Here is a 26,628-nt window from a genome sequence, read left to right on the forward strand (position 1 = left end):
TCGACGAGGGAGCAGACTTCACACACACACTCGCGACTTTGCGTCTTATAGCACCCGCCTTTCTAGTGAAGACTGCGTGGCTCACCGTGCCAGCGGCGCTCCTGCGTGCGCCCCACGCACCACGTCACCCTCACAAGGAAGCAACTATGCCGGGCCGCCGGATGATTACCATGCTCAGCATCGTCCTCTTGGTCGTGCTGATGCTTGCCAGCTACAAGGCATTCTGGATTTACCAGCAACTGCAATTGCTGCATGCGCCCAAGCCCCCCGTCAGCGTGGCCGTGGCCAATGCCGTGGAAAAACCCTGGCAGCGCCAGTTGCCCGCGGCCGGTACGCTCAAGGCGTTGCAAGGTATCAACCTGAGTATCGAGGTACCCGGCGTCGTCACTCAGTTGCACTTCGACTCGGGGCAGGCGGTCAAGGCCGGGCAAACCCTGCTGCAGCTCGAACACCAGGCCGAACAGGCCGAGTTGGACGTGGCCCTGGCCGATCGCAGCCTGGCGCTGCAGAACTTTCAGCGTGGGCACCAACTGGTGGGTATCAATGCCATCTCCCAGGGCGAGTTCGATCGCCTGTCCGCCGAGCTCAACCGCAACAAGGCCCTGGTTGCACAGCGCCGCTGGGCCCTGGCAAAAAAACAGATCGTCGCGCCGTTCGACGGCACTATCGGTATCCGTCAGGTCAACATCGGTGACTACCTGCAAAGCTCCACGGTGATCGCCAGCCTGCAGGACACCCGCAGCCTTTACGTGGACTTTCATGTCCCCGAGCAGGCCGTCCAACTGATCAAGATCGGCCAGCCGGTGCAGGTTGAAGTTTCGGCACGGCCAGGGCTTTTCAGTCGCGCCAGCATCAGTGCCATCGACCCCATCGTCGACGACAACACGCGAAATGTGTTGGTGCGTGCGACTCTGGCCAACCCGGACAAATATCTGCTACCGGGGATGTTCGCCCATTTGCAGGTGCTGTTGGACACCCCCTCCTCCCATGTCGTGATCCAGGAAAGCGCGATCGCCTACAGCCCATACGGCCAGTACGTATACGTCGTGAAACCCCACACCGGCAATGAGGGCCCAGGGGGCCTGATCGCTGAACAACGCCTGGTTGAAACGGGCGAGCGACGCGATGGCGATATCGTGATTGCCAAGGGCCTGGCCAAAGGCGAACAGGTCGTCACGGCGGGCCAGATCAAGCTGCAGAACGGCACCCCGGTGCATATCAGTATTGATCGCACACAACCCGATGAACCGCCCTTGGCGCCCCCTCCGGAGCACGCCGAATGACCTTCACCGATCTGTTTATCCGCCGCCCCGTGCTGGCCTTGGTCGTCAGCCTGTTGATCGTGTTGCTGGGCTGGCAGGCCTACGGGAAACTGCCGCTGCGCCAGTTCCCGCAGATGGAAAGTGCACTGATCACGGTGACCACGCTCGCGCCGGGCTCCAGCGCCGAGACCGTGCAGAGCTATATCACGCAACCGTTGCAGAAAAGCCTGGCAAGCGCGCAAGGCATCGACTACATGCGCTCTTCCAGCCGGCAGAATGTGTCGATTATTTCCATCTATGGCCGCGTCGGTGCCGACAGCGACCGCTTGTTCACCGAGCTGCTGGCCAAGACCAATGAAGTGCGCAATCAACTGCCCCGGGATATTGACGATCCGGTCCTGAGCAAAGTCGCCGCAGACAACACCGCGCTGATGTACCTGAGCTTTTCCAGCGACACCATGAACAACGCGCAAATCACCGACTTCCTGCTGCGGGTGGTACAGCCGCGCCTGGTGACGTTACCGGGCATGGCCGAGGCGCAGATCATCGGCAACCAGAGCTTTGCCATGCGCCTGTGGCTCGACCCGCTGAAGCTCGCCGGGTTTGGCTTGAGCGCCAGCGATGTGACCCAGGCCATCAAGCGCTACAACGTGCAGTCTATCGCCGGCGATGCCACCGGCGAGTACGTGGTAACCAGCGTCACGGCCAATACCGAACTGCAATCGGCTGAAGGCTTCCGGGCCATTACCTTGAAAACCAGCGGCGACAGCCAGGTGCGTCTCGGTGATGTAGCGCGAGTGGAGCTAGGCGCCCAGAACTACGACAGCTTCAGCTCTTTCAACGGCCTGCCCGCAACCTATATCAGCATCAAGCCCACCCCCGATGCCAACCCGCTGGAGCTGGGCAAGCGCGTGCGCGACCTGATGCCACTATTGCAGGCGCAACTACCGCCCCAACTGCATGCGGACATTGCCTACGACTCGACGCTGTATATCAACGCCTCAATCGAGCACGTTCTGTCGAGCCTGATGGAAGCCATCCTGATTGTGGTGCTGGTGGTGTTCCTGTTTCTCGGCTCGTTACGCTCGGTGGTGATTCCCGTCATCACCATTCCGCTGTCGCTGATCGGCAGCCTGTTTTTCATGCAACTGATGGGTTATTCGATCAACGTCCTGACGCTGCTGGCCATGGTGCTGGCCATCGGCCTGGTGGTCGATGACGCCATTGTGATGATGGAAAACATCCACCGGCATATCGAAAAAGGCCGATCTCCCCTCGAGGCCGCGATCAAGGGTGCCAGGGAGGTGTGTATGCCGGTGATCTCCATGACCATCACCCTGGCGGCGGTGTATACGCCCATCGGCTTTCTCCAGGGCCTGACCGGTGCACTGTTCAAGGAGTTTGCCCTGACCCTGGCCGGCGCCGTGGTGATTTCCGGCATCGTCGCACTGACCCTGTCACCGATGATGTGCGCCCTGTTGCTACGCCCGGAACAACAGCCACAGGGCCTGGCGCTGATCCTCGACCGGTTCTTCAATAGCCTGAAACAACGCTATCAGCGCCGCCTGCACCAGATCATGGGGGCGCAGTCGGTGGTTATCGTGTTCGCCCTGCTGGTACTCGGCCTGATTCCGGCCATGCTCATCTTCACCCTCTCGGAACTGGCCCCCGATGAGGACCAGGGCCTGATCTTTATCCTCGCCAGTGCGCCGCAGCCGACCAACCTGGCCTACCTCAATACCTACACTCAGGCGTTTATCGAGCAGTTCAAGACCCTGCCCGAATACCAGGCCTCGTTCCAGATCAATGGCCTGGACGGTGTGCATTCAGGGGTTGGTGGTTTCCAGTTGCAGCCCTGGAACCTGCGCAAGCGTACGCAGATGGAGGTCCTGGCGCCCCTGCGCAAAAAGCTCGACAGCATCCCTGGCCTGCAAGTGTTTGCCTTTAACCTGCCGTCCTTGCCGGGCACCGGCGAGGGCCTGCCCTTTGGTTTTGTGATCAGTTCCCAGCAGGACCACACATCGATGCTGGAGGTGGCCGAACGCGTCAAGCAACGGGCAATCGATTCTGGGAAATTTGCCTACGTGGATATCGACCTGGCGTTCGACCGGCCCGAGGTGATGATTGACATCGACCGGGTCAAGGCCGCGCAGATGGGCGTGTCCATGGAAGACCTGAGCCTGACCCTGGCGACCTTGCTGGCAGAGACAGAAATCAACCGTTTCAGGATCGACGGCAATCTCTACAAAGTGATTGCCCAGGTCGAACGCAGCTACCGGGACAATCCGGGCTGGCTGAGCCACTACCACGTAAAAAATGCCAAGGGCCAGTTGATACCGTTGTCGACACTGATCAGCGTGTCCAGCCAACAGGTACGCCCACGGCAGTTGAACCAGTTCCAGCAGCTCAATTCGGTGCTGGTCTCGGCGTATCCGATCGTCGGCATGAGCAACGCGCTGGAGACCGTGCAAACCATCGCCCGGGAGGAGGCACCGGCGGGCTACACCTTTGACTACAGCAACGCCACGCGCCAGTTCGTGCAGGAGGGCAATGCGCTGTGGGGCACCTTCGGCCTGGCCCTGGCGATCATCGGCCTGGTGCTGGCGGCACAGTTTGAAAGCCTGCGTGACCCACTGGTGATCCTGGTGACCGTGCCGCTGTCGATCTGCGGTGCGCTGATCGCGCTGTTCCTCGGCTGGTCGACCCTGAACATCTACACACAAATAGGCCTGGTCACACTGATCGGCCTGATCAGCAAGCACGGCATCCTCATCGTCGAATTCGCCAACCAGTTGCGCAAGGAGCAAGGCTTGTCTGCGCGGGCCGCCATCGAGGAAGCCGCCGCGACTCGCTTGCGGCCGGTACTGATGACCACGTTCGCCACCGTACTGGGGGTGGTCCCGCTGGTGTTTTCCAGCGGTCCGGGGGCGGTCAGCCGTTTTGATATTGGCATGGTGATCGCCACCGGCATGTCCATCGGCACCTTGTTCACGTTGTTCGTCCTGCCTTGCGTGTATACGGTGCTGGCCAAGCGCGATACGCCCGCCCCCTGACCTCCTGCGGGAAAGGCCTGCCCCCCTTTCCCACTCCCCTGCGCCTCAAAACCATTGCCCTTGAGCCTGTGCGCACGCGGCGGCATTTACCAGTTGGAATCGCGCCGAAACTCGGAGTAATGTGCCCAATCGTTCGTCTTCGTCTGCCTCAGTTTTTTCCAAGGAACCGGAATATGCTGCGTCGTCGCATGCTGATCATGTTGGCCGTTGTCCTGTTAATCGTCCTGCTGTTGGCGGGCTATAAAGCCTTTTCCATCTATCAGCAGATCCAGGTCTTTTCCGCGCCCAAGACTCCGATCAGCGTGGCGGTGGCCACGGCGGTCGAACAACCCTGGCAACAGCGCCTGCCGGCGGTGGGTACGCTCAAGGCCTTGCAGGGGGTGAACCTGGCCCTGGAGATTGCCGGAACGGTCAAGGACGTACAGTTCGAGTCCGGCCAGAAGGTCAAGGCCGGGCAACCGCTGGTGCAACTCGACAGCGCGGTCGAAGACGCCCTGCTGCAAACCGCTCAGGCCGACCTGGGCCTGGCCCAGCTCGATTACGGGCGCGGCAGCCAACTGGTGGGCAGCCAGGCGATCTCCAAAGGCGAGTTCGACCGGCTCTCGGCGCAACTGCAAAAAAACAAGGCCACGGTCAACCAGCTCAAGGCTTCCCTGGCCAAGAAACACATCGTCGCGCCATTCAGCGGCACTATCGGCATCCGTCAGGTCGATGTGGGCGACTACCTGGCCAGTGGCACGGTGATCGCCACCTTGCAGGACCTGAGCAGCCTCTACGTCGACTTTTATGTGCCCGAACAATCGGTGCCCAAGCTGGCTGTCGGCCAGGGGGTACAGGTGCAAGTCTCGGCCTACCCGAAACTGACCTTCCCCGGTACCCTCAGTGCGATCAACCCGAAAGTCGAGAGCAGCACCCGCAACGTGCTGGTGCGGGCCACCCTGGCCAACCCGGACACTAAACTGCTGCCGGGCATGTTCAGCAGCCTGCAGGTACTGTTGCCCGACCCGCAAGCCCAGGTGGTGATACCGGAAAGTGCAATTACCTACACCCTCTACGGCAATTCAGCCTACGTCGTAGCGCAGAAAAAGACCGAGGACGGCAGCCTCGAAAAAGATGCCAATGGCCAACCGATCCTGATCGCCGAGCGGCGCTTTATCGAGACCGGCGAACGACGCGACGGCCTGGTGCTGGTCACCCAGGGCCTGAGCAGTGGCGAGCAAGTGGTCAGCGCCGGACAAATCAAGCTCGACAGCGGCGCGCACATCGCCATCACGGCGGATAAAAACTTGCCGGCCAGCCCTGGCCAACCTCCGCGCAACGACGGTTCAAGGAACTGAGCCATGGCGTTTACCGATACGTTTATCCGCCGCCCGGTGCTGGCCATGGTGGTCAGCCTGCTGATCGTGCTCCTGGGTTTCCAGGCCTACAGCAAACTGCCGCTGCGCCAATACCCGTCCATGGAAAATGCCCTGATCACGGTGACTACCGCTTACCCCGGGGCCAATGCCGAGACGATCCAGGGCTACATCACCCAACCGCTGCAGCAAAGCCTGGCGAGCGCCGAAGGCATCGACTACATGACCTCGGTCAGTCGCCAGAACTTCTCGGTGATTTCCATCTATGCGCGGATCGGCGCCAACAGCGACCGGCTGTTTACCGAACTGCTGGCCAAGGCCAACGAGGTCAAGAACAAGCTGCCCCAGGACGCCGAAGACCCGGTGTTGAGCAAGGAGGCCGCGGATGCCTCGGCGCTGATGTACATCAGCTTCTCCAGCCAGCAACTGAGCAACCCGCAGATCACCGATTACCTGTCGCGGGTGATCCAGCCCAAGCTGGCGACCCTGCCTGGCATGGCCGAAGCCGAGATCCTCGGCAACCAGGTATTTGCCATGCGCCTGTGGCTGGACCCGATCAAGCTCGCCGGCTTTGGCCTGAGCGCCAGCGACGTCACCAATGCCGTGCGCAACTACAACTTCCTCTCCGCCGCCGGCGAAGTGAAGGGTGAGTATGTGGTCACCAGCATCAACGCCAATACCGACCTGAAGACCGCCGAAGCCTTCGCCGCCATCACCGTCAAGACCGATGGCGACAGCCGGGTGCTGCTCGGCGACGTGGCGCGGGTGGAAATGGGCGCGGAAAACTACAACGCCATCAGCTCCTTTGGCGGCACGCCCTCGGTGTACATCGGCATCAAGGCCACGCCCAGCGCCAACCCGCTGGATGTGATCAAGGAAGTGCGCAAACTGATGCCGGAGCTGGAATCCCAGTTGCCGCCCAACCTCAAGGCAGAAATCGCCTACGACGCCACGCTGTTTATCCAGGCCTCCATCAACGAGGTGGTCAAGACCTTGTTTGAAGCGGTGTTGATCGTGATCGTCGTGGTGTTCCTGTTTCTCGGGGCGCTGCGCTCGGTGGTGATCCCGGTGGTGACCATCCCGCTGTCGATGATTGGCGTGCTGTTTTTCATGCAATTGATGGGCTACTCCATCAACCTGCTGACGCTGCTGGCGATGGTGCTGGCTATTGGCCTGGTGGTGGATGATGCGATTGTGGTGGTGGAAAACATCCACCGCCACATAGAAGACGGCAAGACGCCGCTGGACGCCGCGTTGGAAGGCGCGCGGGAGATTGCCGTGCCGGTGGTGTCGATGACTATCACCCTGGCGGCGGTGTACGCGCCCATCGGCTTCCTGGAGGGGCTGACCGGGGCGTTGTTCAAGGAGTTCGCCCTGACCCTGGCCGGTGCGGTGGTGATTTCCGGCATCGTCGCCCTGACCCTGTCGCCGATGATGTGCGCCCTGCTGTTGCGCCACGACGAAAACCCCAGCGGCCTGAGCCACCGCCTGGACCGCATCTTCGAAGGCCTCAAGCGCCGCTACCAGACAATGCTGCATGGCACCTTGAACACCCGGCCGGTGGTGATTGTGTTTGCCTTGATCGTGCTGTGCCTGATCCCGGTGTTCCTCAAGTTCACTCAGTCGCAACTGGCCCCCGACGAAGACCAGGGCATCATCTTCATGATGGCCAGCGCGCCGCAGCCGACCAACCTGGACTACCTGAACACCTACACCGACGAGTTCATCGCAATCTTCAAGGACTTCCCGGAGTACTACTCCTCGTTCCAGATCAATGGGTTCAACGGGGTGCAATCGGGTATCGGCGGCTTCCTGCTCAAGCCGTGGAACGAGCGCGACCGCACGCAAATGCAGATCCTGCCTGAGGTGCAGAAACGCCTGGAGCAGATCCCCGGCTTGCAGGTGTTCGGCTTCAATTTGCCGTCGCTACCGGGCACCGGTGAAGGCCTGCCCTTCGGTTTTGTGATCAACACCCCCAATGACTACGAGTCGTTGCTGCAAGTGGCCGCCCGTGTGAAAAAGCGCGCCATGGAGTCGGGCAAGTTCGCCTTCGTGGATATCGATCTGGCGTTCGACAAGCCCGAGGTGGTGGTGGACATCGACCGCGCCAAGGCGGCGCAGATGGGGGTGTCGATGCAGGACTTGGGCAGCACCCTGGCGACCTTGCTGGCGGAGGCAGAGATCAACCGGTTCACCATTGATGGGCGCAGCTACAAGGTGATCGCCCAGGTGGAACGGGCCTACCGGGACAACCCCGAGTGGCTGAACAATTACTACGTGAAAAACACCCAGGGCGAACTGCTGCCGCTGTCGACCTTGATCAGCGTCAGCGACCGTGCCCGCCCGCGCCAACTGAACCAGTTCCAGCAACTCAACTCGGCGCTGATCTCGGGCTTCCCGATTGTCAGCATGGGCGAGGCTATCGACACCGTGCGCCAGATCGCCATCGAAGAAACCCCGGCCGGCTATGCCTTCGACTACAGCGGCGCCTCGCGCCAGTTCATCCAGGAAGGCAGCGCGTTGTGGATCACCTTTGGCCTGGCGCTGGCGATCATCTTCCTGGTGCTGGCGGCACAGTTCGAGAGCTTCCGTGACCCGCTGGTGATACTGGTGACGGTGCCGCTGTCGATCTGCGGCGCGTTGATCCCGTTGTTCCTCGGCTGGTCGAGCATGAACATCTACACCCAGGTGGGGTTGGTGACGTTGATCGGGCTGATCAGCAAGCATGGGATCCTGATCGTCGAGTTTGCCAACCAGTTGCGCAAGGACAAGGGCCTGACACCCCGAGAAGCGGTAGAAGAAGCCGCGGCGATTCGCCTGCGCCCGGTATTGATGACCACGGCGGCGATGGTGTTTGGCATGGTGCCGTTGATCTTTGCCACGGGGGCCGGGGCGGTCAGTCGGTTTGATATCGGAATGGTGATTGCCACGGGGATGTCGGTGGGCACCTTGTTTACTTTGTTTGTATTGCCGTGTGTGTATACGTTGCTGGCCAAGCGTGATCCCTTGGCTGATTGAGTACCTATCCATGGGCGCGGTAACGGCACTGACCTGATCGTTGACGCCCACTGTAGGAGCCGGCTTGCCGGCGATGGTCGTTAACGATCACGTTGGATACCTGACATCCCCGAGGTGTTCTTACTGGCGTCATCGCCGGCAAGCCGGCTCCTACAAGGGATGTAGTTGCGCGCTCGGGCTCTGCCGTGGTCCACAAAAAAGGCCTCGCTATGCGAGGCCTTTTATCGGGGCGTCAATCTCTTCAACTCGCAGGCCTCATGCCTTGGGACATCCCAAACATAAACAGCAAAAGCTGATGATCAGGCTGCGTGACCCCAGCGGTCTTCGCGATCCGTGGCAGCGGGCATTGCCCGCCACTGTGTACCGCGCTGAGGACTTCTGTACGGGGCTGCTCCCAGGCAGCCAGGGCCAGGGATGCGATGCCCAAGGCCCCCAACAGAAACAAACCTCGTGCTATTTCTAGCTTCATTAGGTTAAACCCTTGATAGCGCTGCCAAACGCCGCTTGGTAAAAGTAGCTGAGTTTTTGCCAGTCGGCGGTATTCCACGACGAATGGCGACGCAATTGCTGCATGTCATGGGCGGCGGCCCGGCGGGCGGTCAAGCGTTGGCGGCACTTCTCGAGATCCAGCAGCGCCACTTCGACCGTCGCGCCCTCACCCGCCCCGCTGACCCGCACAAAAATATGCTTGCTGTACAGGCAGCCATGCTGCCAGCGCCCCTTGTGCATACGCGCCAGGGTCTGCGCCAATTCAGCCAGCAGGCGCTCATGCACCAGCTCCCCGCATTGCTCGCGACCGCCGGCGGCGTACCAGTTGTCGATTTCCACGAATCCGTCCAATGAAGCCGTCACCAGCAAGGCCTTCCACTGGTGGTCCGGATCACGACGGGCACCACAGAACACCAGCTCCGGAACACCTACATCGAGCAAGCGCAGGCCCCTGAGCGCATCACGCTCGCGTAGCACCGTAGGCCGCCCAAAGGGATGCAGCCAGCTGCGGTAGGTATGGCCTGTCTGGCGCTTGCTGTAGAGCAAGCGCCCATTGGTACCGATCACCCGCTGTACGCCGCTTTCGCCACCCCGACGTCGATTGGGTTCCTCGACCCACTCGCCCTGCTGCCGCCAGAAATAATCGAACCGCTCCTCAGGAGCTACGTGACTGCCTGCTACGTACTCAACCACCATCCTGCTACCTCTTGCGCAATACGTACACTCGCCACATGGCATACAGCGGTATGAAGTCCAAACACTCCTGGACGCGGAAACCAGCTTGCTCAAACTCAGCCTCAACAGTAGCAGCCAGTAACACAAATCGATTTCGGTAACTGTCCTGCTCACTTTTGTTGCGGCGCTGCACTTCCAGGCGCTTGCGTTTCCAGGCCTTGAAATTGCCATCCACCCACAATGAAACAATCACACTGTCGCGGGTAACTCGTTGAAATTCCTTCAATATCGCCATGCGATGCGCCGGCTCGCCGATGTGATGCAACAGGCGCATGCAAAAAATGCTGTCCACGGCGTTATCTGGCAAATCGATATCAAACGCAGATGTCTGCAAGGGTCGTACCTGCTTGACCACATCCGCCGGTTGCGCCCCCATGGCGATGTTCAACATGGACTCGGAATTGTCCGCACCGATAATGATCCGGTTGGGCTTTTCGGCCAGCAGCGGCCAGAAACGCCCGGCGCCGCACGGCAAGTCCAATACCAGGCCGGGCTCGCCGGCCATCGCCAGCGCACCACGGGCCAATTGTTCGTCGCGTTTGTGGGACAGCCGGCGCGCCAAAGTGTCCTGGTGCTTGTGCAAATATTGCTGAGCGTGCCGGTCGTCGTACTTTGCGGAAAATTCAAGCTTGATCGGAGTAGCCATCAACGAGTCTCCTGGACTGATGCCTACAACCTTAAGCAGTCGCACGTCATCCGCAGGTCAACCCTTTGTGAAAAAAACGTCCCGTCTAACCCTAAAGAATTACAAGGTTTTACAGGGAAAAAGCATGGCAGGAAGCCATCTTCGTCGAAAAGGAAGGAGTCTGCCCCAGGATAGGGGCAGGAAGAGATCAGGATTTGACGTGGCTCAATTCAACATGGAAACGGCAGCCGCTAGGCTCCATGGTGCTGAGGCTGACCACCCAGCCCTGGCTTTCGCAGATGCGCTGGACCAGCGACAAACCCAGGCCCAGGCCATCACCGCGCTTTTCGTTGCCGCGCACAAACGGCTCAAACATGGCCTCGCGCTTGTCTTCGGGAATCCCCACGCCGCTGTCTTCCACCACAAAGCCGGTGGGTTCCAGGGTCAGGCGGATAAACCCCTGCTCGGTGTAGTGCAGGGCATTACGCAGCAGGTTGCCCATGACCGCATGCAGGAAGGTGGCGTTGTAGCGGGTATCGAGTGGGTTGCCCGGCTGGTAGAACAACTCGATGCCCTTGCGCTCGATGGGGTCGCGCCAGATCCCCAGCAAGCCCTCCGCGACCTCGGCCAGGCTGACCTGGGGCGACATCGTGGTGTCATCGTGCTGGGCACGAGCGAGCATCAGGAAGGTCTGTACCAGTTCGCGCATTTCCTCGCAGGCCCGGGCGATGCGCTCGACCTGTTTGCGTCCCCGTGAATCAATGGCCGGGTTTTCCAGCAGCAGCTCGCAGGAACTGGCCAGCACCATCAAGGGGGTGCGCAACTCATGGCTGACATCGCTGGTGAACAGGCGCTCGCGGGTCAGGGCCTGGCGCAAACGGCCAAGGGTCGCATCGAAAGCCACCGCCAACTCGCCTACTTCGTCGGCCGCGTAGTCCGGGGCCAACGGTGGGGCCAGGCCCAACAACTGGTCACGATGCCGCACTTGGCGCGCCAGGCGTACTACCGGTGCCATCACCTTGCGGGCAAGGACCCAGCCGAGGAATACCGCCAGCGCCAGGCTGAGGACAAACCCCACCAGCACCACCGCAAACAGCACGCGCTCGCGCTCTTCGAAATCGCTTTGGTCTTGCAATAGGACATACCGACGGCCATCGACGATTTCGACCATCGCATGGTAGGAAAGCGCATCGCGAAACACTTCGTGAAAGCCGGCGTCCAGGTGCCGCAAGTCCTTGGGCAGCTGGAAATCCCCACGCCCGCCGCTGAAGTAGAACAACTGGTCCGGCTCGGGGCGGTGACGCCAGTCTTCGACACTGTCCATCAACAGCAGGCGTTGCAGGTCGCCGCCCAGGCCCGCCGAAATCAGTTTTTCTTCCACCAGGTGCACCGTGGCAACGATGCCCATGGCAAAGGCCCCCGCTACCAGCGCGCTCATCAGCGCAAAGGCGATGATGATCCGCTGGGCAAGGCTTTGCTTAAACTCCATCACGGCCCTCGGCCAAGCGATAACCCACGCCATGCACGGTTTGCAGCAATGGCTTGGCAAATGGCTTGTCGATCACCTGGCGCAGTTGGTGGACGTGGCTGCGCAGGCTGTCGCTGTCCGGGCAGTCATCGCCCCACAGGGCTTCTTCCAGCACTTCGCGGCGCAGGACGTGAGGGCTTTTCTGCATCAGCACCGCGAGCAATTTCAGGCCGACCGGGTTGAGCTTGAGCAGGCGCCCTTCGCGGGTCACTTCCAGGGTGTCGAGGTCGTAGGACAAATCGCCGACTTGCAACTCCCGCCGCCCGCCACCCTGGGCCCGGCGCAGCACCGCTTCGATGCGTGCGGCCAACTCCGACAGGGCAAACGGCTTGAGCAGGTAGTCGTCGGCACCCGACTTGAAGCCTTGCAGGCGGTCGTCCAATTGATCGCGGGCGGTGAGCATGATCACCGGCGTATCGCGGCGCGCGTCTTCACGCAGGCGTTTGCACAGGGTGTAGCCATCAATGCCGGGCAGCATGATATCGAGCACGATCAGGTCGTAATGCTCGGTGGCGGCCAGGTGCAGGCCTGACAAACCGTCCTGCGCACAGTCCACGGTGTAGCCCTTGAGCCCCAGGTAATCCGCCAGGTTGGCCAGAATATCGCGGTTGTCTTCAACCAATAAAATTCGCATGGGCAGTGTCTCCGTACGCGGTAACGGCCGTGTTGGCTCGCGCAGCTTAAGGCCAAGCCGGGCTTACCGCTAGGCCTGAGGGGCTGACCTATTACTCTTTTCAACTGATTGACTGGTGCAACGAGTTTTTCACTATCGGTTCACAGCTTGACTACAGTACCAGAGTGAAAATCGCCCCCCATTGATATAAGGAACTTGGATATGGGTTTTATCAAAACTGCGCCAATGCGCTATCTGCTGTTGGTGACCGGCGCTTGGCTGGTTATTTTTCTGTTGACCCGCAGCGTACTGCTCATTACCCACCTGGATGAAGTCGGCGGCAACCTGCTGCCGGTGTTCGGTGTGGGCCTGCTCTACGACCTGGGTTTCCTGGCCTATGCCGCGCTGCCCCTGGGCCTGTACCTACTGCTGTGCCCACCGGCTTTGTGGCGGCGGCGCGGCCACCGCTGGTTCCTGCAAGGCGTACTGACCGTCAGCCTGTTCGCCATGCTGTTCACCTCGGTGGCCGAATGGTTGTTCTGGGATGAGTTCGGCGTGCGCTTCAACTTTATCGCCGTCGACTATCTGGTGTATTCCGATGAGGTGTTGAACAACCTGCTGGAGTCCTACCCAATCGGCAAACTGTTGGGCCTGTTGGCAATACTGGCGATTGTCCTGAGCCTGGCCTTGCGCAAGCTGTTCAACGCAGCACTCGACTCGCCGCTGCCGGCCATGCGTGGGCGCTTACTCAATGCCGTGGGATTGTTGGTGGTTGCCGGCCTGAGCCTGCAGTTGGTCAGCCAGGACAGCCCGCGTACCCAGGGTGGCAACGCCTATAACAACGAACTGGCCAGCAATGGCCCATACCAATTCTTCGCCGCGTTCCGCAACAATGAACTGGACTACAGCCAGTTCTACAAAAGCCTGCCGAGCGATATCGTGGCCCGCCAGCTACGGGCAGAACTCAGTGAACCCAATGCCCGGTTCATTGGCACCGATCCACTGGATATCCGCCGCGCCATCGACAACCCCGGCACGTTGCGCAAACCCAATATCGTGCTGGTGACCATCGAAAGCTTCAGCGCCAAATACATGGGCAGCAATGGCGACGACCGCAACCTGACCCCCAACCTTGATGAGTTGCGCAAACACAGCCTGTATTTCAGCAACTTCTACGCCACCGGCACCCGCACCGACCGAGGCCTGGAAGCCATTACCCTGGCCATCCCGCCCACTCCGGGGCGCTCCATCGTCAAACGGATTGGTCGCGAAAGCGGCTTCGCCAGCCTGGGCCAGCAGCTCAGTGCAATCGGTTATGACAGCGTGTTTGTGTATGGCGGCCGCGGCTACTTCGACAATATGAATGCGTTTTTCAGCGGCAACGGTTACCGGGTGGTTGACCAGAGCAGTGTCGCCGAATCCGAAATCAGCTTTAAAAACGCCTGGGGCATGGCCGATGAAGACCTCTTCAAGCAAACCTTGAAGCTGGCGGATGCCGGTTATGCCAAGCAGCAACCGTTCCTGCTGCAGTTGATGACCACCTCCAACCATCGCCCCTACACCTACCCGGACGGCAGGATCGACATCAAGTCCGGCAACGGTCGCGACGGTGCGGTGAAATACACTGACTACGCCATCGGCCAATTCCTACAGGCTGCGCGCCAAAAACCGTGGTTCGACAATACGATCTTTGTGTTTGTCGCCGACCACACCGCCGGCAGCGCGGGCAAGGAAGACTTGCCCGTCGCCAACTACCAGATTCCACTGTTTATCTATGCGCCGAAATTGATCGAGGCCCGGGAAAGCGCGCAACTGGCCAGCCAGATCGACCTCGCCCCGACACTCCTGGGTCTGTTGAACCTGAGCTATGAATCGACGTTTTTCGGACGCAACCTGCTGCAAGACAACCCGCTGCCTCCTCGCGTAGTGATCGGCAACTATCAGCACCTGGGCTTGTTTGACGGCACCAACCTGGCAATCCTCAGCCCCCGCCAAGGCCTGCGGCGCCATGACCAGGCCCTGGGCGCGAGCCAGGAGTCCCGGGTAGACAGCAATGACCCGTTGATCCAACGTGCGATCACTTACTACCAGGCAGCCAGTCATGACTTCAAGCAACACCTGTTAGCCTGGAAAGGCGCGAAAGACGCCGTCCCTCAAATGAGTGCGCGCTGACTCGAAAAGCGCCCATAAAAAAGCCCCGCCTGATCACTCAGGCGGGGCTTTTATGCATCAGGGGTAAGGCTGGCTTACATCATGCCGCCCATGCCACCCATGCCGCCCATGTCTGGCATACCGCCGCCAGCCGAGCCTTCTTTCTTCGGTGCATCAGCGATCGCAGCTTCGGTGGTCAGGATCAGACCGCCGATGGAGGATGCCGCTTGCAGCGCGGAACGAGTCACCTTGGTAGGGTCCAGGATGCCCATTTCGATCATGTCGCCGTAGACGCCAGTCGCAGCGTTGTAACCGTAGTTACCTTTGCCGTTCTTGACTTCGTTGACCACAACGCTCGGCTCGTCGCCGGAGTTGGCAGCAATCTGGCGCAGCGGTGCTTCAACAGCACGACGCAGTACAGCAATACCCACGTCCTGGTCAGCGTTGTCGCCGGTCAGACCGACCAAGGCTTCCAGGGCACGGATCAGCGCAACGCCACCGCCAGGTACCACGCCTTCTTCGACGGCTGCGCGGGTTGCGTGCAGGGCGTCTTCAACGCGGGCTTTCTTCTCTTTCATTTCAACTTCGGAACCAGCGCCAACCTTGATCACTGCAACACCGCCGGACAGCTTGGCCAGGCGCTCTTGCAGTTTTTCACGGTCGTAGTCCGAGGAGGTTTCAGCAACCTGGGCACGGATCTGGGTGATGCGCGCCTGGATGTCCTGCTCCACGCCAGCACCGTCAACGATGATGGTGTTTTCCTTGGAGATGGTCACGCGCTTGGCGCTACCCAGGTTTTCCAGGGTGGCACTTTCCAGGCTCAGGCCGATCTCTTCGGAGATAACGGTACCGCCAGTCAGGACGGCGATGTCCTGCAGCATGGCCTTGCGACGATCGCCGAAGCCTGGAGCCTTGACGGCTGCGACTTTAACGATACCGCGCATGTTGTTCACAACCAGAGTCGCCAGGGCTTCGCCTTCAACGTCTTCGGAAACGATCAGCAGTGGACGGCCGGCTTTGGCAACGGCTTCCAGTACTGGCAGCATTTCGCGGATGTTCGAGATCTTTTTGTCGACCAGCAGGATCAGCGGGCTGTCCAGCTCGGCAACCATGGTCTCTGGCTTGTTGACGAAGTACGGGGACAGGTAGCCACGGTCGAACTGCATGCCTTCTACAACCGACAGTTCGTTTTCCAGGCCAGTGCCTTCTTCAACGGTGATCACGCCTTCTTTACCGACTTTTTCCATGGCTTCGGCAATGATGTCGCCGATGGAGCTGTCGGAGTTGGCGGAGATGGTGCCTACCTGAGCGATAGCCTTGGTGTCAGCGCATGGTTTGGACAGGCTTTTCAGCTCAGCAACGATGGCGATGGTCGCCTTGTCGATGCCGCGCTTGAGGTCCATCGGGTTCATGCCGGCAGCGACGGCTTTGTAGCCTTCGTTGACGATTGCCTGAGCCAGAACGGTGGCGGTGGTGGTGCCGTCGCCTGCGTCATCGTTGGCACGGGAGGCAACGTCTTTGACCAGCTGCGCGCCCATGTTTTCGAAACGGTCTTCCAGTTCGATTTCTTTGGCGACCGAAACGCCGTCCTTGGTGATGGTCGGAGCGCCGAAGCTCTTCTCGATGATCACGTTACGGCCTTTCGGGCCCAGGGTCGCTTTTACTGCGTCAGCCAGGATGTTGACACCGGTGAGCATTTTCTTACGGGCGGAATCGCCGAATTTAACTTCTTTAGCAGCCATGATCGATATTCCTTAAATACTTTGTAGTAACGGGAAAATGAGCGGAAAAATCAGCCTTCCAGGACAGCGAGAATCTCGTTCTCGGCCATCACCAGCAGGTCTTCGCCGTCGATTTTCACAGTGTTGCTGCCGGAGTAAGGACCGAATACAACCTTGTCACCCACTTTCACAGCCAGCTCACGTACTTGACCGTCTTCCAGCGTCTTGCCTGGGCCAACTGCGAGGATCACACCGTGGTTGGCTTTTTCAGCAGCCGAACCTGGCAGAACGATACCGCCAGCGGTTTTCTTTTCTTCTTCGCTGCGACGGATAACGACGCGGTCGTGCAGAGGACGAAGCTTGCTCATTGTCGATCTCTCCTAATTGTAAGTTTCATCGGCCGGTATCAGTACCGGCTGGTGGTAGTCCGGCGGTGCCGGTCGCGGTTCGCCAAGCGAAACGCGGAAGTCTGTCTGGTGTCGCCACCAGAAACCTTGCGGTGACCGTTACATAAGGGCGTATATGCTTATTACAAGGGCCAGCGGTGAAAATTTTTACTCCGGCAAGGCACCCGCAGGGGCCATGCCAGGGAGGGTATTACTTGGAGTCGCGGTGCTCGAACTCGCCTTCGATCACATCACCTTCACGCCCCAGCGGCTGGCGAGGTGCCGGGCCGCCACGGGGTTGCAGGTCGTCGGCAAAGGCACGCTGGCGGATCGCCGCTTCTTCGGCACGCTGGCGCAGCTTGCCCGCCAGCAACCGACGGGTGAATGGCAACAGCAGGATCAAACCGAGCACATCGCTGACAAAACCCGGCACGATCAGCAGGCCACCGGCCAAGGCCATCATCAGGCCTTCGAGCATGGTCTGGGCCGGCAACTCGCCACGGTTCAGGCTTTCACGAGCACGCAGTGCGGTGGCCAGGCCGGCGATCCGCAGCACGAACACGCCGAGCATCGAGCCGAGAATGATCAGCAGCAGCGCCGGGAAAAACCCGATAGCCCCGCTGACCTTGACGAATACGAACAGCTCCAGCACCGGAAACAGCAGAAAGAGCAATAAAAAAGGGCGCATCAAATGGTTCCTCAACGCAAGAATGCCTTGCTACTAGACCTTAGATGACGTCGCCCTTTCGTGAATTCAAGCGTGTGTGACGGCTTTTTTCGGCCAAGCCTCGGCATGGGCCAGGAAAACCAGGGCCTCGCGCACTTGTGTCGGAGTGTTGCAAGTATCCGCAAAAGGCAACCAGTGCAGGCCCTGGCCGATGCGCAAATGCATGCCCTCGCCGTCGATACCGGCCAGTTGCGCCGGCTCGAAGGTCGGCAGGCCGGCCAGTTCGACATAGTGGGCGATGGCCTTGGTGTGATCGCTGTTCATGTGCTCGATCATGCTCAACTCGGCCTTGCCGGCGAACGGGTTGGCCAGGGTCAGATGATCCACCCAGTGGATCGCCCCGAAACCGCCGATATAGCGATGCCGCACTGGCTTGAGGACCCAGAAATCAAAATCATGGGCCTTGTGGTAGTTCGCCGAATCCGGGAAGTACCGATAGTAACGCTCGGCGGCGGCAGCAATGGCCGCCTCGTCCTCGAGTTTTTCGGCTTCGGCAAGATAGGTGAGGCGCCCGACGGCCTGCACGTCATCCGCCTCGCGCTCACCCACCAGCAACGAACATTTGGGGTCTTTTTGCAGGTTATGGGTGTGCTGGGCAATACGGCTGATCAGGATCAGCGGCCGGCCCTCGGCGTCCAGGCAGTAAGGCACCACCGAACCAAAGGGGAAGCCGGGCATGGCTTTGGAGTGTGTGGCGAGCGCCCCACGGTATTCCTTGAGCAGTAGTTCTCGGGCATTCTTGGCGACGTGGACGCTCAACTTATGACTCCTTCGATAAACTCCGTCAAAAAACGGACTTGGGCAACCGCTTAAATCTGCTCACAGGACATGCGAATGCATCTCAACGACAAAGTAATCATTATCACCGGCGGTTGCCAGGGTTTGGGCCGTTCCATGGCCGAGTATTTTGCAAGTAAAGGTGCCCACCTGGCGCTGGTGGACCTCAATCAGGAAAAGCTCGATGCGGCAGTGGCTGCATGCCAGTCCCATGGCGTCACCGCGCGCAGCTATCTATGCAATGTGGCAGACGAAGAACAGGTGACCTACACCGTGGCACGGATCGCCGATGATTTCGGCGCGATCCACGGTCTGATCAACAACGCCGGGATCCTGCGCGATGGCCTGTTGCTCAAGGTCAAGGACGGCGAGATGACCAAGATGAGCCTGGCCCAGTGGCAGGCGGTGATCGACGTCAATCTGACCGGAGTGTTCCTCTGCACCCGCGAAGTGGCGGCGAAGATGGTGGAGCTGAAAAACCAGGGCGCCATTATCAATATCTCGTCGATCTCCCGCGCGGGTAACGTGGGCCAGACCAACTATTCGGCGGCCAAGGCCGGCGTGGCGGCGGCGACGGTGACCTGGGCCAAGGAACTGGCGCGCTATGGCATTCGCGTGGCGGGCATTGCGCCGGGCTTTATCGAGACCGAGATGACCCTGGGCATGAAGCCCGAGGCGCTGGAGAAGATGACGTCGGGGATCCCGCTCAAGCGCATGGGCCGCCCGGAAGAAATCGCCCATTCGGCGGGATATATCTTCGAGAACGACTATTACACCGGGCGCATCCTGGAGCTGGATGGGGGGTTGCGCCTGTAACAACGCCGAAAAACAACTGCGGGAGCGGGCTTGCTCGCGATAGCAGACTGGTCAGTTAACGAATATGTCGACTGATACATCGCTATCGCGAGCAAGCCCGCTCCCACATTAAAAGTCCGCATTCGTACCGTGGCAGGCTTACCAGGTCACGCCAAAACCTGCGGTGTAACGGGTCTTGCTCAAGTCGCTGTCCGAACCGCCGCTGATGATGTCGCGCTCGGCCTTGAGATTGAGCGATGCCCATTCGGTGACTTTGTAGCGCAGGCCCATTTCGGCATCGAGGGCGTAGTCGGCAGGACCGGCCAGGGGCTTGCCCACTTCGCCGTTGGTGAAGAACTCCACGGTCTTGCCGATCAGGTAGCGGTTGTAGTCCCACTTCATGGCCAGGGAATAGAAGTTGTCCTTGCCGCCGTCCTGGTATTCATAGTCAGTGCGGTTGAGCAGCGAGCCGAGGGAAAACGCGCCCAGTTCATCATCCCAGAACTGATAACCCGGACCGGTACCGACGGTGCGCTGGCGACGCAGGTCTTCAACCCTGTCGTGCTTGTAGGTCAAGCGCCCCTGCCAGAACCACTGGTCGGTAATAAAGCGGTCCAGCGCGTACTCGGCACTCCAGTTGTCGGTGGTGACCACATCGTTCTGGAATTCGCGGTTGTATTCGCCTTCAGCGATATGCCGCCACTTGCCGTGACGGGCGGTGGTCTTGAAGTCGATGTCATAATCGTCGGTGTCTTTTTCCGCACGCTTGTAGTCCAGCGCCACGTCGACGTTGCCCTTCCACACCAGATCCTCGATCACCGGCTTGGGCTTGATGATCTGCTGGATGCTGGCCAACTCCACCGTCTTGGGCGTCTCGCCGTTGGCCAGGACCACCTTGCCATCCTCCGCCGGGTGCAGGGACTTGGCCTTCTCGCCGGTGTAGGCATCCTGCTTGACCAGCAGTTCCTGGTCGCTTTCCAGGGTTTTCACCTGCTTCCAGTCCACCGGGATTGCACCCGCGTATTCAGTCTGGATCAGCAGTTTGCCGCCGTCGAAAACCTTGATCTTGCCGGTCAGGCGATCACCGTTTTTCAACCAGACCGTATCGGCCAGCACAGGGGTAGAAGCAGTAAAGACAGCGAGGCACAACAGGGTTCTGGACAACATAAGCGGTTACGGGGCTCAAGTTTGGCGAAAAAGGAGGCATTATCGGCGTAGCTGAAGTCTTAGCAAGGACTGACTCAAGGTTTTCTATTGAGTTCAATTCTCAACGGCATTTTTACAGACGTTTCTTACATATCGACGACCAATTTCAACCGAGCTGCCAGAACAGTGAACGAGCCCGCCGACACCCCGCAAAACCCGGCCGAAATGCGCCGTACCGCGCTGTACCTGACCTTGGCCCAAGTGCCCGAAGGCTGCGTGGTGAGCTACGGCGAACTGGCGCACCTGGCCGGCCTGGGGCGCGCCGCACGCTTCGTGGGCCGCACCCTGAGCCAGCTTCCCGAGGGTTCCAAGTTGCCCTGGCACCGGGTAGTCGCCGCCGGCGGTCGGATAAGTCTGCCTGTGGGTAGCGCTTCGGGCGATGAACAACGTGCGCGTTTGCGCAGCGAAGGTGTCAGTATCCTGAACAATCGCGTTGATATTCAGCGTCATGGCTGGCGCCCGGTAGAGCACAGCGGTTAGAGTGCGCGCTTTGTTTCCGTAAATCTGAGGCAGACTCCAGCCCATGCCCCGTAAAACCTGGCGCGCCGCGCTCGCTGCCTATGCCAGCCCCTCGACGTTAGTGCTGTTACTGCTCGGCTTCGCCGCCGGTCTGCCTTACATGTTGGTGTTCTCGACGCTCTCGGTCTGGTTGCGTGAAGCCGGTGTGGCGCGCGAAACCATTGGCTATGCGAGCCTGATCGGCCTGGCCTATGCGTTCAAGTGGGTCTGGTCACCACTACTGGACCAATGGCGCCTGCCGCTATTGGGCAAGCTGGGGCGTCGTCGCTCCTGGCTGGTGCTGTCCCAATCCCTGGTAATTCTCGGTTTGATCGGCATGGGCTTCTGCGACCCGCAGAAACACCTGTCCTGGCTGATCGCCATTGCCGTTATCGTGGCATTTGCCTCCGCCACCCAAGACATCGCGGTAGACGCCTATCGCCTGGAAATCGCCGACGACAGCCGCCAGGCCGCACTGGCCGCCAGCTATATGTCCGGCTACCGTATCGCCGCCCTGCTGGCCACCGCCGGCGCGCTGTTCTTTGCCGAGGGCTTTGGCTCCACCGGCTTTAACTACAAACATTCGGCGTGGACCGGCACCTATGTGCTGTTCGGCGTACTGATGATCCCCGCCCTGCTCACCAGCTTTTTCATGCGCGAACCCGATGTGCCGTTGCGCACCCAGTTGCAGGCCGGGCGCTATACCTTTGCCCACCAACTGATGTCGGTATTCGTGTTGATCGTCCTGCTGGTGTCGGTCCCGGCGATGTTCACCCAGCTGTACAACACTGACTTTGCCAGCGTGCTGTTCGAAGGCGTGAGCCTGTTCGACCTGCTGCTCGAAGACCGCGCGTTCCTGCGCGCCATCCTCTATATCACCCTCACCACCCTGTGCCTTTCGGCCATGGGCCGCCGGGGCCTGGCGCCGGTGCTGACGCCGGTCAACGACTTTATCCTGCGCTACCGCTGGCAGGCCCTGCTGCTGCTGGGGCTGATCGCCACCTACCGGATGTCGGACACGGTGATGGGCGTGATGGCCAACGTGTTCTATATCGACCAGGGGTTCACCAAGGACCAGATCGCCAGCGTCAGCAAGATCTTCGGCCTGATCATGACCCTGGTCGGCGCCGGCATGGGCGGCCTGTTGATCGTGCGATTCGGCATCCTGCCGATCCTGTTTATCGGTGGTATCACCTCGGCCGGCACCAACCTGCTGTTCCTGATGCTCGCCGACATGGGCGCCGACCTGCAGATGCTGATCTTCACCATCTCCCTGGACAACTTCAGCTCGGGCCTGGCGACTTCGGCGTTCGTCGCCTACCTGTCGAGCCTGACCAACCTTAAGTTCTCCGCCACCCAGTACGCCCTGCTCAGCTCGATCATGCTGCTGTTGCCACGGTTGATCGGCGGGTACTCGGGGGTCATGGTGGAAAAGTTCGGCTATCACAACTTCTTCCTGATCACCGCGCTGCTCGGCGTGCCGACACTGCTGCTGATTGCCTTGCATTGGTACCAGGAAAGCCGGCGGATCCGTTTGAACCCGCCCGAAGAAGGCTGATACCTGTGGGAGCGGGCTTGCCCGCGATAGCATCACTGCGGTTTGCCTGACACACCGAGGCGCCGGCATCGCGGCCAAGCCCGCTCCCACAGAAATCCCGTCAGCACCTGATGCCTGTACTCTGGCGGCGACCGCCCGTACAATCCCAGGTCACTTCAAGTCCAAGCAACCGACAACGGCCTACCATGCGTACCAGTCAATATTTGCTCGCCACACAGAAAGAAACGCCTTCCGATGCGGTCGTGATCAGCCACCAGCTGATGCTGCGCGCCGGTATGATCCGCAAACTGGCCTCTGGCCTGTACACCTGGCTGCCCATGGGCTTGAAGGTGATGCGCAAGGTCGAAGCGATCGTTCGCGAAGAAATGAACGCCGCCGGCTCTCTGGAAGTATTGATGCCGAGCACTCAGCCGGCTGAACTGTGGCAGGAATCCGGGCGCTGGGAAGAGTACGGCCCTGAGCTGCTGCGCTTCAAGGATCGTCATGGCCGCGACTTCTGCGCAGGCCCGACCCATGAAGAAGTGATCACCGACCTGATGCGCAACGAGTTGAGCAGCTACAAACAGCTGCCCCTCAACCTGTATCAGATCCAGACCAAGTTCCGTGACGAAATCCGCCCACGCTTCGGCTTGATGCGTGGCCGCGAGTTCATCATGAAGGACGCCTATTCGTTCCATGCCGACCAGCCTTCGCTGCAGGTCACCTATGACCGCATGCACCAGGCCTATTGCAACGTGTTCACCCGCCTGGGCCTGAAATTCCGCCCAGTTGAAGCAGACAACGGCTCCATCGGCGGTGCGGGCTCCCATGAGTTCCACGTGCTGGCAGAGTCCGGCGAAGACGATATCGTCTTCAGCGACGGCTCCGACTACGCGGCCAACATCGAGAAAGCCGAAGCGGTGCCACGGGAAACTTCCCGTGCGGCGCCGGCTGAAGAGCTGCGCCTGGTCGACACCCCAGACACCAAGACCATCGCGACCCTGGTCGAAAAATTCAATCTGCCGATTGAAAAGACCATCAAGACCCTGATCGTGCATGCCGAGGAAGAAGGCAAGCTGATCGCCCTGGTTATCCGTGGCGACCACGAGCTCAACGAAATCAAGGCTGCCCAGCAACCTGGCGTGGCCAGCCCGCTGGTCATGGCTTCGGACGCCGAACTGCGTGACGCCATTGGCGCCGGCGCTGGTTCCCTGGGCCCGCTGAACCTGCCATTGCCGATCATCATCGACCGTTCCGTCGAGCTGATGAGCGACTTCGGCATCGGCGCCAATATCGACGACAAGCACTACTTTGGCGTCAACTGGGAGCGTGACCTGCCGGTGCCGACCGTGGCCGACCTGCGCAACGTGGTGGCCGGCGATCCAAGCCCGGACGGCAAGGGCACCCTGGAAATCAAGCGCGGCATCGAAGTGGGACACATCTTCCAGCTGGGCAACAAGTACAGCAAGGCGATGAAGTGCGAAGTGCTGGGCGAAAACGGCAAGCCGGTGACCCTGGAAATGGGCTGCTATGGCATTGGCGTTTCCCGCGTGGTGGCGGCTGCCATCGAGCAGAACCACGACGACAAAGGCATTATCTGGAGCGACACCCTGGCGCCGTTCCAGATCGCCCTGGTACCGCTGCGCTACGAAACCGAGCAGGTTCGCGAAGCCACCGACAAACTGTATGCCGAACTGACGGCCGCCGGTTTCGAAGTGCTGCTCGATGATCGCGACAAGAAGACCAGCCCGGGCATCAAGTTTGCCGACATGGAACTGATTGGCATCCCTCACCGGATCGTGGTCAGTGACCGCGGCCTGGCCGATGGCAATCTGGAATACAAGAGCCGGACCGAAGCCCAAGCCCAACCGTTGCCGGTGGCTGACGTGCTGCCCTTCCTTCAGGCGCGTATTCGTCGCTGAAAACCAGATCAAGAGAAGTCATGTTCAAGCGAAACACCAAAGCCCTGGGGGGCGCCGCCTTGTGCGGCGCCCTGCTGGTCAGCGGCTGCGCCAATCAGATGTCGCAGCGTAGCGAGCACGAGGAACGGATCGAGCGCAAGTTGCTCGACCACAGCCTGCAGATCGATGTCGGCGAACCCAAGGTGCTCGAACTGCCGCAACGCCGCGTGCGCATTCATGAACAGCGGACTTTCGAAGTCACTGAATTTGAAGTCACGCGCCACTATGATCGCTACACGCCCTACCAACCCTGGCGCGAACTCTACGAGATCCCGCTGGGTGCGGTGGCAGTGGTGGCGGGCGCCGGGGCCAACGTGGCGAACATCTTTGCCCTGGGCAACCTCCCGGACAGCATGACCCATGACTGGATCAGTTACGGCGTGGCCGGGCTCAACCCGTTCATGAACGTGCAGTCCCACGGCCGGGCGCAACAGAACCTGGCGGGTATCGATGAAATCCAGCGTGACCGCCGCCTGGAGTACACCAGCCTGCCGTGGAGTGAGCGACCGGTGCAGGTCAAGGCCGGCAAGCAGACCCACGAGATGACCACCGATCGCAACGGCGTCCTGCGCCTGAACCTGTTGGACAGCCCGTTTGCCGAACAGGATTTGAGCCAGGTCCGCACCTTGCGGATCAGCATTGAAGATGCCCAGGATGATGTGCATTCGGACTCATCCCTGGCCATCAGCACGACCTTGCGCGGCAAGCTGCTGGAAGCCCACGCCTTAATCTACGACGACCTGGAGGATGACGAAGTCAGACAATGGGTGCATCGGGTCAAGCGCTTGTCGGAACTGGGCCTGGAAGAAGAAGCCAGCGAACTGGAACAGAGCCTGATTGAACTGACCCGCAATGATCCCGAATTGCAGCAGGAATTTCTCAAGGCGCTGACCAAGGATGGCGGCCGGCTGGTGGCTGATCCGGGTACCCGCTGAGGCAGCACTCAATGTAGGAGCGGACTTGTGTGGGAGCGGGCTTGCCCGCGATAGCGGAGTGTCAGGTTAGATACATTCGACTGACCCACTGCCATCGCGGGCAAGCCCGCTCCCACATAAGGCCCACCTCCAGCCATCTACCAGGACAGCTCCAGCTGTTCATTCCCCACGCTCAAGTCGAGCAAGCGCACGCCAATCCCCAGTAACCGCACCGGCTTGCCCCCACGATTGAACGCCTGGGTCAGCAACTGCTGGTAACTCTCCAGGTCCCGCCCCGCCCCCGCCTGCTCCAGGGTGGTCTGGGTAAAGTCATGGAACTTCACTTTGACAAAGGGTTTGCCCGGTCGATAACTGCTGTCGATGCGCTGTATGCGCCCGGCCAGGGTCGCCATCAGTTCCGGGAGTTTTTCCAGGCAACTGGGCAGGTCCGGCAGGTCGACGTCGTAGGTGTTTTCTACACTGATCGATTGCCGGCGGCTGTCGTTGTGTACCGCACGCTCATCAATCCCACGCGCCAAACTCCATAACCGCTCACCGAAACTGCCGAACTCCCGCACCAGCGCCAGCTTGTTCCACTCGCGCAATTGCAGGCAGTCCTCGATCCCCAGGCGTGCCAGCTTGTCGGCAGTGACCTTGCCGACGCCATGCAGCTTGCTTACCGGCAGTTGCGATACGAAATCTTCCACCTGGTCGGGGGTGATTACAAACAGCCCATTGGGCTTTTTCCAGTCGCTGGCGATCTTGGCCAGGAACTTGTTGGGCGCCACCCCCGCCGAAACCGTGATATGCAACTGGTTGGAGACGCGCCGGCGGATATCCTGGGCAATACGCGTGGCACTGCCGCCGAAATGCGCGCAATCGGAAACATCCAGGTAAGCCTCGTCCAGCGACAGCGGCTCGATCAGATCGGTGTAATCGCAAAAAATCGTGTGGATTTCCTTCGATGCTTCTTTATAGGCATCCATGCGCGGCTTGACGATGGTCAGGTCGGGGCACAGCTTCAATGCATGGCGCGATGACATCGCCGAACGCACACCGTAGGCTCGCGCCTCGTAGTTGCAGGTGGCGATCACCCCGCGCCGGTCCGCCGAGCCACCTACCGCCAGGGGCTTTTGCGCCAGGCTCGGGTTATCCCGCATTTCGATGGCAGCGTAGAAGCAGTCACAGTCGACGTGGATGATTTTGCGCTGCGTCATATAAAGAGAGGCGTGGTCAGGACATAAGTAGACGGATCGCCAGTATCGCATTCACACCTG

Annotated in this window: 21 protein-coding genes; 10 read left to right on the forward strand and 11 right to left on the reverse strand. The window is 60.2% G+C overall.

The window, feature by feature from the left end:
* The first annotated feature begins 146 nt into the window (after positions 1–146).
* The 4 genes from HBO05_RS05385 to HBO05_RS05400 all read left to right on the forward strand — a co-directional run bounded on the left by HBO05_RS05385 (position 147) and on the right by HBO05_RS05400 (position 8,688).
* Entirely contained in the window at positions 147–1,283 is a 1,137-nt protein-coding gene (locus tag HBO05_RS05385) for an efflux RND transporter periplasmic adaptor subunit (RefSeq protein WP_170041870.1), read from the forward strand.
* Complete coding sequence (locus tag HBO05_RS05390) at positions 1,280–4,315, forward strand: multidrug efflux RND transporter permease subunit (protein ID WP_172311969.1); 3,036 nt, start codon at positions 1,280–1,282, stop codon at positions 4,313–4,315. Before HBO05_RS05385 ends, HBO05_RS05390 begins: the two co-directional genes overlap by 4 nt.
* Before the next feature lie 173 nt (positions 4,316–4,488).
* Entirely contained in the window at positions 4,489–5,652 is a 1,164-nt protein-coding gene (locus tag HBO05_RS05395; protein ID WP_172311971.1) for an efflux RND transporter periplasmic adaptor subunit, read from the forward strand.
* A gap of 3 nt (positions 5,653–5,655) precedes the next feature.
* On the forward strand, positions 5,656–8,688 hold the full coding sequence (locus HBO05_RS05400) for a multidrug efflux RND transporter permease subunit (protein ID WP_170056830.1): 3,033 nt from the start codon (positions 5,656–5,658) through the stop codon (positions 8,686–8,688).
* A gap of 241 nt (positions 8,689–8,929) precedes the next feature.
* Here the strand turns inward: HBO05_RS05400 and HBO05_RS29215 are convergent, their stop codons facing one another.
* The 5 genes from HBO05_RS29215 to colR form a co-directional block, all read right to left on the reverse strand.
* A complete protein-coding gene (locus HBO05_RS29215) occupies positions 8,930–9,157 on the reverse strand; it encodes a hypothetical protein (protein WP_262376938.1) in 228 nt (75 codons plus the stop codon).
* Positions 9,157–9,873, reverse strand: coding sequence for a lipopolysaccharide kinase InaA family protein (locus tag HBO05_RS05405; protein ID WP_169954616.1), 717 nt, complete (start codon positions 9,871–9,873; stop codon positions 9,157–9,159). The genes HBO05_RS29215 and HBO05_RS05405 overlap by 1 nt, the downstream gene beginning before the upstream one ends.
* Positions 9,874–9,877: 4 nt before the next feature.
* Positions 9,878–10,558 (reverse strand): class I SAM-dependent methyltransferase, encoded by a 681-nt coding sequence (locus HBO05_RS05410; RefSeq protein ID WP_172311973.1) that lies wholly within the window; start codon positions 10,556–10,558, stop codon positions 9,878–9,880.
* Between the two features lie 187 nt (positions 10,559–10,745).
* A complete protein-coding gene (locus HBO05_RS05415) occupies positions 10,746–12,026 on the reverse strand; it encodes a HAMP domain-containing sensor histidine kinase (RefSeq protein ID WP_172311975.1) in 1,281 nt (426 codons plus the stop codon).
* Entirely contained in the window at positions 12,016–12,699 is a 684-nt protein-coding gene (colR, locus tag HBO05_RS05420; RefSeq protein ID WP_029295378.1) for a two-component system response regulator ColR, read from the reverse strand. Before colR ends, HBO05_RS05415 begins: the two co-directional genes overlap by 11 nt.
* A 201-nt stretch (positions 12,700–12,900) precedes the next feature.
* Here colR and HBO05_RS05425 point away from each other — a divergent pair, with 201 nt between their 5' ends.
* Entirely contained in the window at positions 12,901–14,850 is a 1,950-nt protein-coding gene (locus HBO05_RS05425; protein WP_172311977.1) for an LTA synthase family protein, read from the forward strand.
* 74 nt (positions 14,851–14,924) lie between these two features.
* Here the strand turns inward: HBO05_RS05425 and groL are convergent, their stop codons facing one another.
* The 4 genes from groL to HBO05_RS05445 form a co-directional block, all read right to left on the reverse strand.
* On the reverse strand, positions 14,925–16,571 hold the full coding sequence (groL, locus tag HBO05_RS05430; RefSeq protein ID WP_169954612.1) for a chaperonin GroEL: 1,647 nt from the start codon (positions 16,569–16,571) through the stop codon (positions 14,925–14,927).
* 50 nt (positions 16,572–16,621) lie between these two features.
* Entirely contained in the window at positions 16,622–16,918 is a 297-nt protein-coding gene (locus tag HBO05_RS05435) for a co-chaperone GroES (RefSeq protein WP_172311979.1), read from the reverse strand.
* A 229-nt stretch (positions 16,919–17,147) separates the two neighbouring features.
* Complete coding sequence (locus HBO05_RS05440) at positions 17,148–17,624, reverse strand: FxsA family protein (RefSeq protein WP_057439377.1); 477 nt, start codon at positions 17,622–17,624, stop codon at positions 17,148–17,150.
* A gap of 66 nt (positions 17,625–17,690) precedes the next feature.
* Positions 17,691–18,422, reverse strand: coding sequence for a HugZ family protein (locus HBO05_RS05445; protein ID WP_170041864.1), 732 nt, complete (start codon positions 18,420–18,422; stop codon positions 17,691–17,693).
* Positions 18,423–18,497: 75 nt separating this feature from the next.
* On the opposite strand from HBO05_RS05445, the gene HBO05_RS05450 reads away from it, so the two are divergent.
* Complete coding sequence (locus HBO05_RS05450) at positions 18,498–19,256, forward strand: SDR family oxidoreductase (RefSeq protein ID WP_170056826.1); 759 nt, start codon at positions 18,498–18,500, stop codon at positions 19,254–19,256.
* 138 nt (positions 19,257–19,394) lie between these two features.
* On the opposite strand, the gene HBO05_RS05455 is transcribed toward HBO05_RS05450, so the two are convergent.
* On the reverse strand, positions 19,395–20,402 hold the full coding sequence (locus HBO05_RS05455) for a DUF481 domain-containing protein (protein ID WP_169954608.1): 1,008 nt from the start codon (positions 20,400–20,402) through the stop codon (positions 19,395–19,397).
* Positions 20,403–20,567: 165 nt separating this feature from the next.
* Between HBO05_RS05455 and HBO05_RS05460 the strand changes: the two genes are divergently transcribed.
* The 4 genes from HBO05_RS05460 (at position 20,568) to HBO05_RS05475 (ending at position 25,372) form a co-directional block, all read left to right on the forward strand.
* On the forward strand, positions 20,568–20,921 hold the full coding sequence (locus HBO05_RS05460) for an MGMT family protein (protein WP_169954607.1): 354 nt from the start codon (positions 20,568–20,570) through the stop codon (positions 20,919–20,921).
* A gap of 43 nt (positions 20,922–20,964) precedes the next feature.
* Positions 20,965–22,497 carry an AmpG family muropeptide MFS transporter gene (locus tag HBO05_RS05465; RefSeq protein WP_169954606.1) on the forward strand — a complete coding sequence of 511 codons (1,533 nt, stop codon included), beginning with the start codon at positions 20,965–20,967 and terminating at the stop codon, positions 22,495–22,497.
* A gap of 185 nt (positions 22,498–22,682) precedes the next feature.
* A complete protein-coding gene (locus tag HBO05_RS05470) occupies positions 22,683–24,398 on the forward strand; it encodes a proline--tRNA ligase (protein WP_172311980.1) in 1,716 nt (571 codons plus the stop codon).
* A 20-nt stretch (positions 24,399–24,418) separates the two neighbouring features.
* Entirely contained in the window at positions 24,419–25,372 is a 954-nt protein-coding gene (locus HBO05_RS05475; RefSeq protein ID WP_172311982.1) for a hypothetical protein, read from the forward strand.
* Positions 25,373–25,509: 137 nt separating this feature from the next.
* On the opposite strand, the gene dinB is transcribed toward HBO05_RS05475, so the two are convergent.
* Complete coding sequence (gene dinB, locus HBO05_RS05480; protein ID WP_169954603.1) at positions 25,510–26,568, reverse strand: DNA polymerase IV; 1,059 nt, start codon at positions 26,566–26,568, stop codon at positions 25,510–25,512.
* Between the last annotated feature and the right edge of the window lie 60 nt (positions 26,569–26,628).

This window comes from Pseudomonas sp. WS 5079 (assembly GCF_012985465.1).
Lineage (GTDB): Bacteria > Pseudomonadota > Gammaproteobacteria > Pseudomonadales > Pseudomonadaceae > Aquipseudomonas.